Genomic DNA, 16878 nt, shown 5'->3' with positions numbered 1-16878 from the left:
CCGGGAATGCGGGCTCTGGTTCCGGCTGCGGCAGGGCCGGGTCGGGCCCGGTCCGGCCCCGCCGGCACCACGCGCACCACGCCCGGCAACTGAGGACCTAGGGGCTCGGCCCCGTCCCCCGAGCAACGTCATCCTGACGAAAGTCAGGACCCAGAGCCATTAACGGCACGCGCGTTACCCTGGGTCCTGACGTTCGTCAGGATGACGATTGGCGTCGCGCGCTTGGAAAGAACGGACGGCCCCTAGCCCCGCTGACGAACCAGAACATTGGGGGATCATTTTCGCATCCGGATCGTCTAAGGGACGAACCGATGCTGACAGAACTCTCCATCCGCGACGTGGTATTGATCGAGGCGCTCGACCTCGGCTTCGGCCCGGGGCTCGGCGTGCTGACCGGCGAGACCGGGGCGGGCAAGTCGATCCTGCTCGATGCGCTCGGGCTCGCGCTCGGCGGCCGTGGCGACAGCGGACTGGTCCGGCATGGCGCGGCGCAGGCGGTCGTCACCGCGACCTTCGATCCGCCCGCCCCCGGCACGCCGCTGATGGCGCTGCTCGACGAGAACGGGCTGACGATCGAGGCGGGCGAACCGCTCATCATCCGCCGCATCGTCAAGGCCGATGGCGGCAGCCGCGGCTTCGTCAACGACCAGCCGGCCTCCGCCGGGCTGCTGCGCGAGATGGCGCCGACGCTGGTCGAGATCCACGGCCAGCATGACGAGCGCGGCCTGCTCAACCCGCGCGGCCACCGCGCGCTGCTCGACATTTTCGGCCGTACCGAACCCGCCGCGACGACGCGCGCGTGGACCGCATTGCGCGAGGCCGAGGACGCGCTGGCCACTGCCCGCGCGGATATCGAGAGCGCCGCGCGTGATCGCGACTGGCTCGAACACACCGTCGCCGAACTGACCGCGCTGGGGGCCGAACCCGGTGAGGAGGAGACGCTCGCCGATACCCGCCGCTCGATGCAGCGCGCGGAGAAGATCGCGGACGACCTGTCGGCGATCGACGACTATCTCGAAGGCTCGGACGGCGGGCTCGCCAAGCTGCGCCAGGCGGCGCGCGTGCTGGAGCGGATCTCGGGCGATCATGTCGCGCTCGCCGACGCGCTCGCCGCGGTCGACCGCGCGGTGATCGAGGGATCGGTCGCCGAGGAACGGATGCGCGATGCGCGGATCGACCTCGCCTATGACCCGCGCAGCCTCGAGGACGACGAGGCGCGGCTGTTCGAACTTCGCGCGATGGCACGCAAACACCGCGTCCAGCCCGACGACCTCGCCGCGCTGACCGATGAGATGCGTGCCCGGCTCGAACGACTCGACGCGGGCGAAGGCGGGATCGCGGTGCTCGAGGCGACGCTCGCCAAGCGCGTGCCGCCTACGACAAGGCTGCGGACGCGCTCTCGGCCCGCCGTGCCAAGGCTGCGCTGCGACTCGACACCGCGGTCGCGGGCGAACTCGCGCCGCTGAAACTCGACGCCGCCCGCTTCCGCACCGTCTGCGCCCCGCTCGGCGAGGAGGGCTGGTCGGGCGCGGGCAAGGACCGTGTCGAGTTCGAAATCTCGACCAACCCCGGCGCGCCGTTCGCCGGCCTCACCAAGATCGCCAGCGGCGGCGAATTGTCGCGCTTCATCCTCGCGCTCAAGGTCGCGCTCGCGGAAGAAGGCGGCGCGACGACGATGGTGTTCGACGAGATCGACCGCGGCGTCGGCGGCGCGGTCGCCAGCGCGATCGGCGAGCGACTCGCACGCCTCGCGCAGAGCACGCAGCTGCTCGTCGTCACGCACAGCCCGCAGGTCGCGGCGCGCGGCGCCAAGCATCTGCTGATCGCCAAGAGCAACGACGGCACCGTCACGCGCACCGGCGTCCGCGCGCTCGACGAGGCCGAACGCCGTGAGGAGATCGCCCGGATGCTCTCGGGCGCGACGATCACCGACGAAGCGCGCGCACAGGCCGAACGACTGCTCGAAACCGCCTGACACTCTTGCCGCGCGCGGGGCAGCTGCCTAACCCCGCGATCATGACTGCGCTGCCCACGTCCGCCCTTCCCGCCACCGAAGCGGAGGCCGCCGCCGAGCTGGCGACGCTCGCCGAGCGCATCGCCTATCACAATGCGCGCTATCACACCGACGACGCGCCCGAGATCAGCGACGCGGAGTATGACGCGCTGGTCCGCCGCAACACCGCGATCGAGGCCGCCTTCCCCGCCAGCGTCCGCGCCGATTCGCCGAGCCGCAGCGTCGGCGCCGCCCCCGCCGGGCACCTGTCGAAGGTCGCGCACGCCAAGCCGATGATGAGCCTCGACAACGCGTTTTCGGACGAGGAGGTCGAGGAGTTCGTCGGCCGGGTCCGTCGCTTCCTCAAGCTCGCCGACGACGCCCCTGTCGCGCTCACCGCCGAGCCCAAGATCGACGGCCTGTCCTGCTCGCTGCGCTACGAGGACGGCCGGCTGGTCCAGGCGCTGACCCGCGGCGATGGCCAGGTCGGCGAGGACGTCACCGCCAATGTCCGCACGATCGCCGACATCCCGCAGCAACTGGCCGGCGAGCCCCCCTACCCTGCGGTCTCGAAATCCGCGGCGAGGTCTATATGGCAAAGGCCGACTTTGCCGCGCTCAACGCCCGCCTGCTCGCGGACGCCGCACAGACCGGCAAGGAGGCGCGCCAGTTCGCCAACCCGCGCAACGCCGCCGCCGGTTCGCTCCGCCAGAAGGACGCGAGCATCACCGCCGAGCGCACGCTGCGATTCCTCGCACATGGCTGGGGCGAGGCGAGCACCGTCCCCGCGGAGACACAGTCCGCGATCGTCGACCAGTTCCGCGCCTGGGGCTTCGCGGTTGCCGACGGCTTCGCGCGCGTCGAGGACGAACAGGGCGCGCTCGGAATCTACCGTGCGATCGAGGCCGGCCGGGCCGAGCTGCCCTTCGACATCGACGGTGTCGTGTACAAGGTCGACCGGCTCGATTGGCAGGCGCGGCTCGGCCAGGTCGCGCGCGCGCCGCGCTGGGCGATCGCGCACAAATTCCCCGCGGAGCGCGCGCAGACCACGCTCAACGCGATCGACATCCAGGTCGGCCGCACCGGCGCGCTGACCCCGGTCGCGCGACTCGACCCCGTCACCGTCGGCGGCGTCGTCGTCACCAACGCGACGCTCCACAATTTCGACGAGATCGAGCGGCTCGGCGTCCGCGTCGCGACCGCGTCCTCGTCCAGCGCGCGGGCGACGTCATCCCGCAGATCGTCGAGAGCCTGACCGCCGCCGAGGATCGCCCCGCCTATGTCTTCGACCGGCTCTGTCCCGAGTGCGGGTCGGCCGCCGAGCGCGAGGAGGGCGAGGTCGTCTATCGCTGCACCGGCGGGCTGATCTGCCCCGCACAGCGCGTCGAGCGGCTCATCCATTTTACCTCGCGCCACGCCTTCGACATTGGCGGGCTCGGCCAGACCCTGGTCGAGGCGTTCTTTCGCGATGGCCTGATCGAGTCGCCCGCCGACATCTTCCGCCTCACCGAGGAACAGCTGGTCGCGCGCAAGAAGGATGGCCGCGTCTGGGCGGCCAAGCTGATCGCGGCGATCGACGCGCGACGCAGCATCGCGCTCGACCGCTTCCTCTTCTCGCTCGGCATCCGCCATGTCGGCGAGATCACCGCACGCGACCTCGCCCGCCGCTATCGCTCGGCCAAGGCGCTCGGCAGCATGCTGCGCCGCGCGGTGTTCCTGTATCACAGCATCACGCCGGTACTCGGCGAGCCCGAACGCAAATATGTCCTGCGCCGCGACAAGCTGCTCGTCGGCGTGATCGAGACCGCGGGCGTCGGCCCCGAGGTCGCCAACGCGCTGATCGGCTTCTGCGCCGAGCCGCACAACCGCGCGGTCGTGTTCGACCTGCTGCGCGAAGTGACGCCCGCCGACGTCGTCCACGAAACCCGCGATTCGGACGTCAGCGGCCAGACGCTGGTCTTCACCGGCAGCCTCGAGACGCTCAGCCGCGACGAGGCCAAGGCACAGGCCGAGCTGCTCGGCGCTCGCGTCGCAGCCACGGTTTCGGCCAAGACCGACCTCGTCATCGCCGGCCCCGGCGCGGGGTCGAAGCTGAAGAAAGCGACCGACCTGGGGATTCGCGTGATCACCGAGGCGGAATGGGCGGCGATCGTCGCGGCGAGCTGAACGCGCAGCGTGCCACGCACTTGATCGAGATTGGTTCCGTCGTGGACCAGTCGATGCCGGGCCGTGGCTTTTTTGCAACGCAATATGACGGAGTGCGTCCGGCGCAACACGCGACTCGCCAATGTCATGGAACCGAAATATTTGGAGCGCAGGGGCGCGGCTGACCGAACGATCAAGTCGCGGATCTCGAGCATAAGCTCAAAGGGGACATTTCAAATGCGTAACAACCTTTTCCTGGGTGCGGCGGCGATTGCGCTGATCGCGCCGATGGCCGCGTCCGCGCAGGAGACGACCTCCTCGATCCGCGGCACTGTTACAGCCAATGGCGCGCCCGTAGCCGGCGCGACGGTGGTGATCCTGAACGTGCCGTCGGGTTCGCGCTCGACGCAGACGACCGACGCCTCGGGCAGCTTCAATGCCGGCGGCCTGCGCGTGGGTGGTCCGTTCACCGTCACGGTCACCGCGGCGGGCTATCCCGAAACGTCGATCACCGACATCCAGACCACCGTCGCGCAGACCTATGAACTGCCGATCGAGCTGGCCGCCGCCGAATCTGGTGGTGCGGACATCGTCATCACCGCGTCGTCGCTGCCCCGCGCGCGCAACGTCAGCCAGGGCCCGGCAACGGTCCTGAACGCCGAGCAGATCGGCTCGGTCGCATCGGTGAACCGCGACGTCCGCGACCTGATGCGCCGCGATCCGTTCGCGCGTCTCGACGACACCCCCTCGGGCGGTCGTGCCGTTTCGTTCGCCGGCCAGAATGCGCGCTTCAACCGCTTCTCGGTCGACGGCGTGCCGGTCACCGACAATTTCGGCCTCAACCCCGACGGCCTGCCGACCCGCCGCGCGCCTATCCCGTTCGATTCGATCGGCCAGTTCCAGACCAAGGTCGCGCCCTATGCGTCCGCGAAGGCAACTTCCAGGGCGGCGCGATCAACGCAATCCTGAAGTCGGGCACCAACGAATTCCACGGCACGGGCTTCTATGCCTATTCGGACGACAGCCTGACCGGCAACCGCACGAAGGCAGGCCCCGGCGTTCCCACCGGCCGCGTCAACATTCCCGACTTCAAGTACGAGAATTTCGGCGCGGAGCTGTCCGGGCCGATCATCAAGGACAAGCTGTTCTTCATGATCGCGGGCGAGCGCATCCGTGCGAACACCCCGATCGTCGAGGGTACCGCCGGCACCAACGCCGGTACGGTCGTCCCCAACATCACCGACGCACAGGTCGGCCTGATCCAACAGATCGCGGACTCGCGCTACGGCTATGACACCGGCGGCGTGCTGCAGGATTCGAACGATCGCGACGATCGCCTCGTCGCCCGTATCGACGCCAACCTGTCGGATACGCAGCGCGCGTCGCTGACCTATCTCTACACGAAGGATTCGATCCAGCTCGGTCAGAACACCTTCGTCACGGGCACGCCCGGGCTTGGCCTCGAGTCGAACGGCTATATCTCGTCGAACCGCCTCCACACCGGCGTCGCGCAGCTGAACAGCGACTGGAGCGAGGAATTCTCGACCGAAATCCGCGGTTTCTACAAGGACTATAAGCGCGGTCAGGACCCGATTCTCGGCCGTGGCTTCGCCCAGATGCAGGTCTGCACCGCGCCGACCTCGGATCGCAGCACCGGCACCGCCACCAACAACGACCTGTCCAACACCTGCCAGTCGGGCTTTGGCAACGTCTCGTTCGGACCGGACATCTCGCGCCAGTCGAACGAACTGACCAGCCGCAGCTTCGGTGGCCTGGTGCAGGGGCGCCTGACGCGGGACAATCATGACGTCCGCGTGTTCGGTGAGTTCACCGATTCGAAGATCAACAACCTGTTCGTCCAGCGGACCGCGGGCGATTACTACTTCGACTCGATCGCCGATTTCCAGGCCGGCAATGCGCAGCGTTTCCGCTATGGCAATGCCGTTCCGTCGCTCGACCCGGTCAACGGTGCTGCGCGCTTCCGCTACCAGTCCTACAGCTTCGGTGTTCAGGACACGTGGCGCGTGAGCGACCTGTTCACGCTGTCCTACGGCGCACGCTACGACACTTTCGGCGGCCATAGCCGTCCCGAGCTGAACTCGGCATTCCTGTCGCGCTACAACTTCCCGAACACCGCCTATATCTCGGGCCGCGGCGTGTTCCAGCCACGCATCGGGTTCGACTTCAAGCCGGTGTCGGCGGTGTCGCTGCGCGGCGGTATCGGCATCTTCTCGGGCGGCGCGCCCGACGTCTATGTCTCGAACAGCTTCTCGAACACGGGCTTCCTGACCAACGCGATCGACGTCCGCCAGAACAACAACAACAGCTACACGATCGCCGGGCTGTCCGCGGCGGACGCGCAGACCAACGGCGGCGCGATCCTGACCAACGTGAACGGCACGGCGGTCCCGGCGGCGGCCAATGGCGTGCTTACCAACGCGACGGTCAACACGCTTTCGCCGACCAACGCGCTCGATCCGAACTTCAAGGTGCCGTCGCAGTGGCGTGGCACGCTGTCGGCCGACTATGATCCCAACTGGGGTGGCACGTTCGGCGATGGCTGGCACTTCGGCGCCGACTTCCTGTGGTCCGACGTCCGCAACCAGGTGTTCTTCACCGATCTGCGCGTCGCGCCGACGGCATTGCGGACGCCAGATGGCCGCGTACGCTATGCCTCGCGGACCACGTTCGCCGACACCAATTCGGACCTGTATCTGACGAACACCACGCGTGGCCGCAGCTACATCGGCGTCGCGCGCGTCAGCAAGGACTTCGATTTCGGCCTCAACCTGGGCGTCAGCTACACCTATCAGGACATCAAGGATCAGGCGCCGGCAACGTCGTCGACCGCGTCGTCCAACTACGGCAACGGCGCGTTCCTCGATGCCAACGGCGCCGCCTATGGCATCTCGAACGACCAGGTGAAGCACAACATCAAGTATAACGTCAGCTTCAACCACGCGTTCTTCGGCGACTACAAGACCAACTTCACGCTGTTCGGCGAGACGCGTATCGGTCGCCCGTACAGCTACACGATGCAGGATCTGTCCTCGAACCGGTCGCCGGTGTTCGGCACGATCGGCAGCGCATCGCGCTACCTCCTCTACGTGCCGACCTCGACCACCGATGCGCTGGTGTCGTATGACAGCGTGGCAACGCGGGACACGTTCGAGGCGCTGATCAACTCGACTGACCTGAAGAAGTATCGTGGCAAGATCACGCCGCGCAACGGCTTCAACTCGAAGTGGTTCACGCGTTTCGACCTTCATCTGTCGCAGGAAATCCCGACCTTCGTCGGCGCCAGCCGCGTCCAGCTGTTCGCGGATATCGAGAACGTCACCAACTTCCTGAACAAGAACTGGGGCCAGATCCGCGAATACCAGTTCCCGTACACGATCCCGGCGGTTCGCGTTCAGTGCCTCCAGACGGCGGTCGCGACCGGCACGGCGCCGGGCGCAGCGGTCACGGCGAATTCGAGCCAGGCCTGCGCACAATATCGGTACAGCGCGCCCGCATCGGCGCCGAGCGACACGATCTATTCGCGTCAGTCGCTCTACTCGATCCGCGTCGGCGCACGGTTCAGCTTCTGAGCCCTATCGCCTCGACGTGACGACCGGGCCGCCGTTTCCAGATGGGAAACGGCGGCCCTTTCGCGTCCGGTCACCGGCCCTTCGCCGCCGGCACGAAAATCTCCTGGAGCCGCAACCACTTTTGCGCCCGCCGCCGCCCGCGTGTAAGACCGCGAGCAACCATGGCCAGTTCCCCCGCCCCGTCTTCCACCCAGCCCCCCGGCACGCCCCCCCCGCCTGCCCTTTTCCGCGCGGCCGTTCTTCGAGAACAAGGCGCGCGCGTTCTGGACGCTGCAGGCGGTGGGCTGGAGCGGCTATCTGATGCTGCGCGGCGTGTCGTCGGTGTCGAACGGCCTCACGCTCACCTCGATCATCCCGGTCATCATCGAGGCGATCGTCGGCTATTGCATCACGCTGCTGCTCTCGACGCTCTATGGCTATTACCGCCGGATCCCGCGCGTGATCGGGCTGTTCCTGACGATCGCGACGCTGGCGGCGGCGACGTTTCTCTATGCGGTGCTCGACGCCTTTTCCTTCTCGTTCATCCAGACCGCGACGCCGGGAATCACGATCACCCGCATGCTCGGCTTCGTGTTCCTCAACTTCGTCACGCTGGCAGGCTGGTCGGCGCTGTATTTCGGGATCAACTTCTACCTGATCGTCGAGGAGCAGATCGATCAGATGCAGCATCTGGAGAATCAGGCCTCCTCTGCGCAGCTCGCGATGCTGCGCTATCAGCTGAACCCGCATTTCCTGTTCAACACGCTGAACTCGATCTCGACGCTCGTGCTGCTCAAACAGACCGAGCGCGCGAACGCGATGCTGTCGCGGTTGTCGTCGTTCCTGCGCTACACGCTGGCCAATGAGCCGACCGCGCACGTCACCGTCGCGCAGGAGATGGAGACGCTGAAGCTGTATCTCGAGATCGAGAAGATGCGGTTCGAGGACCGGATGCGGCCCAAATTCGACATCGACCCCCGCGCCGAACGCGCCCGCCTGCCCTCGCTTCTGCTGCAACCGCTGGTCGAGAATGCGATCAAATATGCGGTCACGCCGCAGGAGGAAGGTGCCGAAATCTGCGTCACGGTGCGGCTGGCCGGGGAACGGGTGCAGATCGCCGTATCCGATACCGGACCGGGCTTGATCGATGGCCGGATCAGTCCAAGCCTTTCAACAGGCGTCGGGCTCGCTAATATTAGAGACAGGTTGGCGCAGGCATATGGCCCCGACCATCGTTTTGAAACCCGCTCCACGCCCGCTGGCGGCTTCTCGGTCGAGATCGAGATTCCCTATCAGCTTGAAGACGTGAACAGAGAGGCCGCATGACCATCCGTACCATTCTCGTCGACGACGAGCCGCTGGCGATCCAGGGGCTCGAACTCCGCCTCCAGGCGCATGAAGACGTCGAGATCATCGAAAAATGCTCGAACGGCCGCGAGGCGATTCGCGCGATCAAGACGCACAAGCCCGATCTCGTCTTCCTCGATATCCAGATGCCCGGCTTTGACGGCTTCTCCGTCGTCCAGGGGCTGATGGAGGTCGAACCACCGCTGTTCGTCTTCGTCACCGCCTATTCGGACCACGCGCTGCGCGCGTTCGAGGCGCAGGCGGTCGATTATCTGATGAAACCGGTCGAGGAATCGCGGCTTGCCGACACGATCGAACGCGTCCGCCAGCGCCTGTCGGAAAAGCGCGGCGTCGAGGAGGTCGACCGGTTGCGCGAAGTGCTTGCCGACGTGGCGCCGGATGCGGCGGCCGACATGCCGGACGGCGATGCGGTGTCCGCCAACCGCTTCGAAAAGCTCATCAACATCAAGGATCGCGGCCAGATCTTCCGCGTCGATGTCGACACGATCGAGCGGATCGACGCGGCCGGCGATTATATGTGCATCTACACCGGCGACAACACGCTGATCCTGCGCGAGACAATGAAGGATCTGGAGAAGCGCCTCGACCCGCGCCGGTTCCAGCGCGTGCATCGCTCGACGATCGTCAATCTCGACCTCGTCAAGCAGGTAAAGCCCCACACCAATGGCGAATGCTTCCTCGTGCTGAACTCAGGTGCGAGCGTGAAGGTGTCGCGCTCCTATCGCGACGTGGTGGCGCGCTTCGTTCACTAGAACGCGGCGGGTCGTCTCCCGCCGCTCCATACTCCCCGCCGTCATCCTGACGAAAGTCAGGATGACGGGAGGGCGAGAGGCGCCGCCCCGCGATCGGCGCTGCCCCGCCTCGCCCGCCCCCTCGCAAAACCATGCTGCATCTGCTACGCCCGCGGCCATGCTGAACCTGAACAATATCACGGTGCGCCTCGGCGGACGCGTTATCCTCGACGGCGCCAGTGCGGCGCTGCCGCCGGGCAGCCGCGTCGGGCTGATCGGCCGCAACGGCGCGGGCAAGTCGACGATGGTGCGCGTGATCGCAGGCCAGCTGGAGCCCGATGACGGCTCGGCGGACATGCCCAAGGGTGCGCGCATCGGCTATCTCGCGCAGGAAGCCCCGCACGGCGTGAAGACCCCGTTCGAGACCGTGCTCGAGGCCGATCTCGAACGCGCCGCGCTGATGCTCGAGAGCGAGACCAGCGAGGATCCCGACCGGCTCGGTGACGTGTACGAGCGGCTGATCGCGATCGACGCCTATACCGCGCCCGCGCGTGCGGCGCAGATCCTGCTCGGCCTCGGCTTTGACGAGGAGATGCAGGCCCGCTCGCTCGACAGCTTCTCGGGTGGCTGGAAGATGCGCGTCGCGCTCGCCGCGCTGCTGTTCTCGCAGCCCGACCTGCTGCTGCTCGACGAGCCTTCGAACCATCTCGATCTCGAAGCGGTGATGTGGCTCGAGGACTTCCTCAAGAGCTACAAGGCGACGATCGTCGTCGTCAGCCACGAGCGCGATTTCCTTAACAACGTCGTCGATCACATCCTGCATCTGCAGGGCGGCAAGATCACGCTGTATCCCGGCGGCTATGACGCGTTCGAGCGCCAACGTGCCGAGCGCCTCGCGCAGATCGAGGCGGCGCGCGCCAACCAGGCGGTGCAGCGCGAGAAGCTGCAGGAATATATCGCGAAGAATTCCGCGCGTGCCTCGACCGCCAAGCAGGCCCAGTCGCGCCAGAAGATGCTGGCGAAGATGCAGCCGATCGCCGAGAGCTATAATGATCCGACGCTGTCGTTCGGCTTCCCCAACCCGACCGAGCTGCGCCCGCCGCTGATCACGCTCGACATGGCGACCGTGGGCTATGCGGACGTGCCGATCCTGAAGCGGCTCAACATGCGGCTTGATCCCGACGACCGGGTCGCGCTGCTCGGGCGCAACGGCAACGGCAAGACCACACTCGCTCGGCTGCTCGCGGCGCAGCTGACCCCGATGGACGGCGACATGGCGTCGTCGAACAAGATGAAGGTCGGCTATTTCACCCAGTATCAGGTCGAGGAACTCGATCCGCACGATACGCCGATCGAGCATATGGCGCATCTGATGAAGGGCGCGACGCCCGCCGCGGTACGCGGCCAGCTCGGCCGGTTCGGTTTCTCCGGCGACAAGGCGACGACCAAGGTCGGCAAGCTGTCGGGTGGCGAACGCGCCCGCCTCGCGCTCGCGCTGATCACGCGCGACGCGCCGCATCTGCTGATCCTCGACGAGCCGACCAACCATCTCGACGTCGACGCGCGTGAGGCACTCGTGCAGGCGCTCAACGCCTATACCGGCGCCGTCGTGCTGGTCAGCCATGACCGTCACATGCTCGAACTCACCGCCGACCGGCTCGTGCTGGTCGATGGCGGCACGGCGAAGGAATTCGACGGCAGCCTCGACGATTACATCGCGTTCGTCCTGAAGGGCGATGCAGGCAAGGGCGATGCGGCGTCGAAGGCCGACAAGAAGGCGGGCAAGAAAGCCGCGGCGGAGGCCAAGAGCAACGACGCGGCGCTGCGCAAGACGCTGCGCGAGGTCGAAGAGCAGACCGCGAAGTTCACCAAGGAACGCAACGCGATCGACCGCGCGATGGTCGACCCGGCCAATGCCGAGCCGCGCTTCTCGCGGATGTCGATGGGCGATCTCAGCAAGCGTCGCGCCGAGGTGAATGCGAAGCTCGAGGCGAGCGAAGCCAAGTGGCTGGAGGCGAGCGAGGCGCTGGAGGGCGTGGCGGCCTGACGGTCATCGTCTGACGGGCGTGCACCATCCGGGTGCCGCCCCCTCCCCCGTCATCCCGGCGAAAGCCGGGATCTCCCGGTTCGAGCCACGGCACCCGACAACGGGGATACCCCAGCTTCCGCTGGGGTGACGAAGTCTGTCAGAAGCGCCGGCCGATGAGACCGGCGAAACTCGGTGAAATCAGCCCTCGTCGGCGTCGCTCGCCGCAGGCCGCTCGAACCATGCCTCGACCGGCCCCGACAGCTTCAGCGTCAACGGGTTGCCGTTGCGATCGACCTTCTTGCCGAGCGCGACGCGGATCCAGCCTTCGGAGATGCAATATTCCTCGACGTCGTGGCGCACGCCATCCTTGAAGCGGATGCCGATCCCGCGCTCCAGCAGCTCCTGCTGGAAGAACGGGCTGCGATGGTTGGTCGAAAGGCGATCTGGGGGCGTGTCGGTCATCGCGCGCGCTTAGCCGCAAGCGGGCGGGTGACGCCACAAAAAAAACGGCGCCGGGATTGCTCCCGACGCCGCGTTTTCCGTCAGATCAGATCAGCTGCAGACCTGCACCTGGACCTGATCGCCATAATAGGGATCGACCCGCCACTCGCTCCAGCACCGCGGGCGATAATCCTGGCGGTAATAGGTCCGTACCGGCGGACCGTCGTAATAGCCGCCATTATAATAGCCGCGATCGACATAGCGGTCGCGGTTGCTGCTCGCGATCGCTGCACCCACGCCGAGCCCGAGAATACCGCCGAGCACTGCCGCACCCGCGACATTGCCGCCGCCGCGATGGTGATACCCACCCCAGCCGCCGCCGCGATAGCCGCGACCCCAACGCTGCGCATCGGCTGGCGCTGCCGCCGTCAGCGCGGTCGCCGCAAGGGCGATGCCGAGACCTGCCTTCTTCATCAATCCGTTCATCGAGAACCTCCTCTACGTCCGGTCCGCATGAAGCAAACGCATGAACCGCGACCGTGGTCCCGCTCTATCCGAGTCGGTCTGAACCGAAGCGGAATGTGCTGTTAAGCTGAGGTTTAACGGCATGGAGAGCATCCCCGCCCCGCCATGACCGCCTGCTAGGTCTCGTCGCGATATTTCATCTCGAGGAAGCGACCGCGCGTCGCCAGCGTGTCGAGATCGTCCTGCGCGAGCCTCTGTGTCATCTCGCCAATCTCCTGCTCGATCAGCGACAGCCCCGCGACGAGTTCGGCATCGGGCGTGCGGCCATTGCGCGGCGTCGTACGCAGCGCCTGGGGCACGCGTTCGTAATCCTTGACGAACGCGGGCAGCTGCTCGCCGACCAGCTTGCGCACCTCGATCGCCTCGGGCGCGTCGTCGGCGAACCGCGCGAGCTGCGGCGCGAGCGTTTCGAGCCGCACGCCGATCCGGTCGACCAGGGTCACCGCGGGCGCGGGCAAGGCGGGGCGCTGCGCCTCCAGCCAGCGTTCGGTCTGCCGCGGCAGTGCCTTGATATCGACCGATGCGAGCCGCTCGGGCGTCGGCGCGCGCTCGGCGGGCCACATCGCGAACAGCAAGGTCGCCGCGACCAGCAACGCCATCACCAGCATCGCCCCGCCGATCCCTAGTGGCACCACCCAGCCGATCACCATGGCGGCAATCAGGATCACCGCATCCGCCACGACGATCCGCGTCAGCCGCTTGCCGATCGCCTGCGTATTGCGCGCACGGGCCCGCGTCGGCAGCCGGGCCGCGCCGACGGCGCCGCGGTCGTCCGAGATCCGCGACCAGGAGGCGCGCGCGCTGGCGATGGCGTCGTCGACTTCGCTCACGCCTTACATCGCCTCCAGCTTGAACGCGCTCGGCGACGGGCCGCCCAGCTGCCCCCCATTTTGACCTTGGGTGCGCCCTCCGCCCGCGCGATATAGCCGCGCGACTTGACGACCTCGTTCGACAGCGCGCCGACCGTGGTCTTCATGCTGTCGAGCGCCTTCAGCTTGAACACGTCGATCGCTTCCATCGTGTCGTAGATATTCTGAAACGCGCGCTGCAGCGTCTCCAGCGGGATCGTCGCCGATGCCGCCTGCTCATGGATCTGCGCGGTCTGCGACTTCAGCAGCTTGCCGGTCGAGTCGATGATGTTCGCGGTCGTCGTGTTGAGCGCGGTGATCTGTTCGAGCACCAGCTTCTGGTTGGTCAGCGCCTGCGCGACCGTCACCGCGGTGCGCAGCGCGGACACGGTTGTGGTCGAGGCGCGATCGACGCCCTTCACCAGCTCGACATTGTTCTTCTTGACGAGATCGAGCGCGAGATAGCCCTGCACGGTGACCGCCATCTGCGTCAGCAGGTCCTGCGTGCGCTGGCGGGTGTAGAATAGCGCGGTCTCTCGGATCGCCTTGGCCTTGGCCGGATCGCTGTGGTCGAGATCGTTCGCGACATCCTCGAGCTTCGCATCCATCGTCTTCGACAGGTGGATCATCTGTTCGAGCCGCCCCATCGCCGCCCACAGATTGGCGCGCTCGGTATCGATCGCGGCATTGTCCATCAGCAGCTCGTCCTTGCCCGACGACAGGCTCTTCAGGATCTGCGCGATATGCGTCTGCGACGATTTGTAGCCGTCGAAATAATTGCGCATCTTGCCGCCGAAAGGGATGATCCCGAACAGTTTCTGTGGCGCGGTCAGGTTACCCTTCTTGCCGGGATCGAGATCCTCGACGACGCGGCGCAGCTCCGCCAGATCCTTGCCGACGCCGGTTTCCTGATCCATCGCGCGGACCGGGCGATCGAGGAACCGGTTCGACTGGCCCGCCGCCTCGCGGATTTCCTTCGCCCCCATCGCGGTGATCGCATCGACACGCTTGCCGAATTCGGGGCTGTTGACGTCCTGCGCGACCAAATCTGTGACAAAGCCGGCGACCCGGTCATCGAGCTGCGACTTCACCCCCGCATCGACCGGCACGAGTCCCGCGGCTTTCGTCGCGGAGACAGTCGGCACGGGGTCGGGCGGCGTCAGGACCAGGCCGGGCTCGGTCGTCAGCGTCTCGGGTGTCGTCGCCATGCAATCCTCCAATCGGTGCCGCATCCTAGGGGAACGACACCCGCATTCAACTGTGGTGTCTAGATAATACACGCAAGCCACGCAATCGTCTTGGCGGCTCGCCCGGAGACTGGCGCGGGCCACCCCGAAACAGGCTCGCGATCAGCGATTTTTCCGGCAGCGGGGAACCATTCGGGCGGCAATCGAAACGCCAAACTTGCCGCATCGCGGAATAAACGCTAAGCGCGCCTGCAAATTCCGTCCAAACCGAAAGCATTCCCATGAGCCTCCGCAACGTGGCGATCATTGCGCACGTCGATCACGGCAAGACGACGCTGGTCGACCAGCTCTTCCGCCAGTCCGGCACCTTCCGCGACAACCAGCGTGTCGAAGAGCGCGCAATGGATTCCAACGACCTCGAAAAGGAGCGCGGGATCACGATTCTCGCCAAGCCGACCTCGGTCGACTGGACGCCCCCGGGCGAGAGCGAGAGCATCCGCATCAACATCGTCGACACGCCCGGCCACGCCGATTTCGGCGGCGAAGTCGAGCGCATCCTGTCGATGGTCGACGGCGTCGTCCTGCTGGTCGATTCGTCGGAAGGCGCGATGCCGCAGACCAAGTTCGTCACCGGCAAGGCGCTGGCCCTCGGCCTCAAGCCGATCGTCGTCGTCAACAAGGTCGACCGTAACGACGCACGCATCCAGGAAGTGCTCGACGAAGTGTTCGATCTGTTCGTGTCGCTTGACGCGAATGACGAGCAGCTTGATTTCCCCGTGCTCTACGCCTCGGGCCGCAACGGCTATGCCTCGACCGACATGGACGCGCGCGAAGGCACGCTGATCCCGATGTTCGAGACGATCGTGAAGCACGTGCCGCCTCCCGCCGTGGAAGTCGCCGGCGTGCCCTTCACCTTCCTCGTCACTTTGCTCGACCGCGATCCGTTCCTCGGCCGCGTCCTCACCGGTCGCGTCAATTCGGGTACCGTGAAGACCAACCAAGCGATCCACGCGCTCGATAACGACGGCAAGATCATCGAGACGGGTCGTGCGTCGAAGATCATGTCGTTCCGCGGTCTCGACCGCGTGCCGGTCGACGAAGCCAAGGCCGGCGACATCATCTCGCTCGCAGGGCTTTCGGTTGCGACCGTCGCCGACACGATCGCCGACATCACGGTGACCGAGCCGCTGCACGCGCAGCCGATCGATCCCCCCACGCTGTCGATGCGCTTTGCCGTGAACGACTCGCCGATGGCGGGCCGCGAGGGTACCAAGGTGACGTCGCGCATGATCCGCGAGCGTCTGTTCCGCGAAGCCGAGTCGAACGTCGCCGTGAAGGTGACCGAGGCGGCCGACAAGGACAGCTTCGAAGTCGCCGGTCGTGGCGAGCTTCAGCTGGGCGTGCTGATCGAGACGATGCGCCGCGAGGGCTTCGAGCTCGGCATCTCGCGTCCGCGCGTGCTGTTCGGCGAGGACGAGGACGGCAAGAAGACCGAGCCGTACGAGACCGTCATCATCGACGTCGATGAGGAGCATTCGGGCACCGTCGTCGAGAAGATGAACATCCGTAAGGCCGAGATGACCGACATGCGTCCGTCGACCGGTGGCAAGACCCGCATCACCTTCTCGGCGCCGAGCCGCGGGATGATCGGCTATCATGGTGAATTCCTGTCCGACACGCGCGGCACGGGCATCATGAACCGGCTGTTCGAGAAGTATGGTCCGCACAAGGGCCAGATCGAAGGCCGCAAGAACGGCGTGCTGATCTCGAACGGCTCGGGCGAAGCGAACAACTACGCACTGGGTCCGCTCGAAGAGCGTGGCATCCTGTTCGTGGGCCACGGCGAGGCTCTCTATGAGGGCATGATCGTCGGCGAGAACGCGAAGCCGGACGACCTCGAGGTCAACCCGATGAAGACCAAGGCGCTGACCAACTTCCGCGCAAGCGGCGGCAAGGATGACCAGGTCCGCCTGTCCCCGCCGAAGCGTGCGACGCTGGAGCAGGCGATCGCGTACATCGACGACGACGAGATGGTCGACGTC

At 66.3% G+C, this 16878-nt stretch carries 10 protein-coding genes and 2 pseudogenes; 8 read left to right on the top strand and 4 right to left on the bottom strand.

Annotation, left to right across the window (positions count from 1 at the left end; all coding sequences use genetic code 11):
- The first annotated feature begins 311 nt into the window (after positions 1-311).
- The 7 genes and pseudogenes from recN to NI18_RS09400 all read left to right on the top strand — a co-directional run bounded on the left by recN (position 312) and on the right by NI18_RS09400 (position 11853).
- A pseudogene (gene recN, locus NI18_RS09425) lies at positions 312-1975 on the top strand (DNA repair protein RecN).
- Between the two features lie 41 nt (positions 1976-2016).
- Positions 2017-4159 (top strand): annotated as a pseudogene (gene ligA, locus NI18_RS09420) (NAD-dependent DNA ligase LigA).
- A 216-nt stretch (positions 4160-4375) separates the two neighbouring features.
- Positions 4376-5107, top strand: coding sequence for a carboxypeptidase-like regulatory domain-containing protein (locus NI18_RS27945; protein ID WP_347574831.1), 732 nt, complete (start codon positions 4376-4378; stop codon positions 5105-5107).
- 182 nt (positions 5108-5289) lie between these two features.
- Positions 5290-7728, top strand: a complete 2439-nt coding sequence (locus NI18_RS09415) for a TonB-dependent receptor (protein ID WP_347574830.1) — start codon at positions 5290-5292, stop codon at positions 7726-7728.
- Positions 7729-7944: 216 nt separating this feature from the next.
- Positions 7945-9033, top strand: a complete 1089-nt coding sequence (locus NI18_RS09410) for a histidine kinase (protein WP_031440649.1) — start codon at positions 7945-7947, stop codon at positions 9031-9033.
- The gene (locus tag NI18_RS09405; protein WP_031393111.1) at positions 9030-9827 is read left to right on the top strand and encodes a LytTR family DNA-binding domain-containing protein; all 798 of its coding nucleotides are present in this window, start codon (positions 9030-9032) and stop codon (positions 9825-9827) included. Before NI18_RS09410 ends, NI18_RS09405 begins: the two co-directional genes overlap by 4 nt.
- 157 nt (positions 9828-9984) lie before the next feature.
- Complete coding sequence (locus tag NI18_RS09400) at positions 9985-11853, top strand: ABC-F family ATP-binding cassette domain-containing protein (RefSeq protein WP_037529689.1); 1869 nt, start codon at positions 9985-9987, stop codon at positions 11851-11853.
- A 180-nt stretch (positions 11854-12033) separates the two neighbouring features.
- Here NI18_RS09400 and NI18_RS09395 read toward each other — a convergent pair whose 3' ends face one another.
- The 4 genes from NI18_RS09395 to NI18_RS09380 all read right to left on the bottom strand — a co-directional run bounded on the left by NI18_RS09395 (position 12034) and on the right by NI18_RS09380 (position 14857).
- Complete coding sequence (locus NI18_RS09395) at positions 12034-12297, bottom strand: DUF3297 family protein (RefSeq protein ID WP_037529686.1); 264 nt, start codon at positions 12295-12297, stop codon at positions 12034-12036.
- Between the two features lie 90 nt (positions 12298-12387).
- Positions 12388-12762: a hypothetical protein gene (locus tag NI18_RS09390; RefSeq protein ID WP_031393114.1), complete on the bottom strand. Its 375-nt coding sequence runs from the start codon at positions 12760-12762 to the stop codon at positions 12388-12390.
- 155 nt (positions 12763-12917) lie between these two features.
- Entirely contained in the window at positions 12918-13631 is a 714-nt protein-coding gene (locus NI18_RS09385) for a hypothetical protein (RefSeq protein ID WP_037529683.1), read from the bottom strand.
- The gene (locus tag NI18_RS09380; protein ID WP_052149097.1) at positions 13628-14857 is read right to left on the bottom strand and encodes a toxic anion resistance protein; all 1230 of its coding nucleotides are present in this window, start codon (positions 14855-14857) and stop codon (positions 13628-13630) included. Before NI18_RS09380 ends, NI18_RS09385 begins: the two co-directional genes overlap by 4 nt.
- 260 nt (positions 14858-15117) lie before the next feature.
- Between NI18_RS09380 and typA the strand changes: the two genes are divergently transcribed.
- The coding region (gene typA, locus NI18_RS09375; RefSeq protein ID WP_037529682.1) for a translational GTPase TypA at positions 15118-16878 on the top strand (1761 nt) is incomplete at its 3' end.

The sequence above is a fragment of the Sphingomonas sp. Ant20 genome (assembly GCF_000783375.1).
Lineage (GTDB): Bacteria > Pseudomonadota > Alphaproteobacteria > Sphingomonadales > Sphingomonadaceae > Sphingomonas > Sphingomonas aerolata.
Note: the sequence above shows the minus strand (reverse complement) of the source record. Positions and strands in the feature narration are given on the sequence as shown.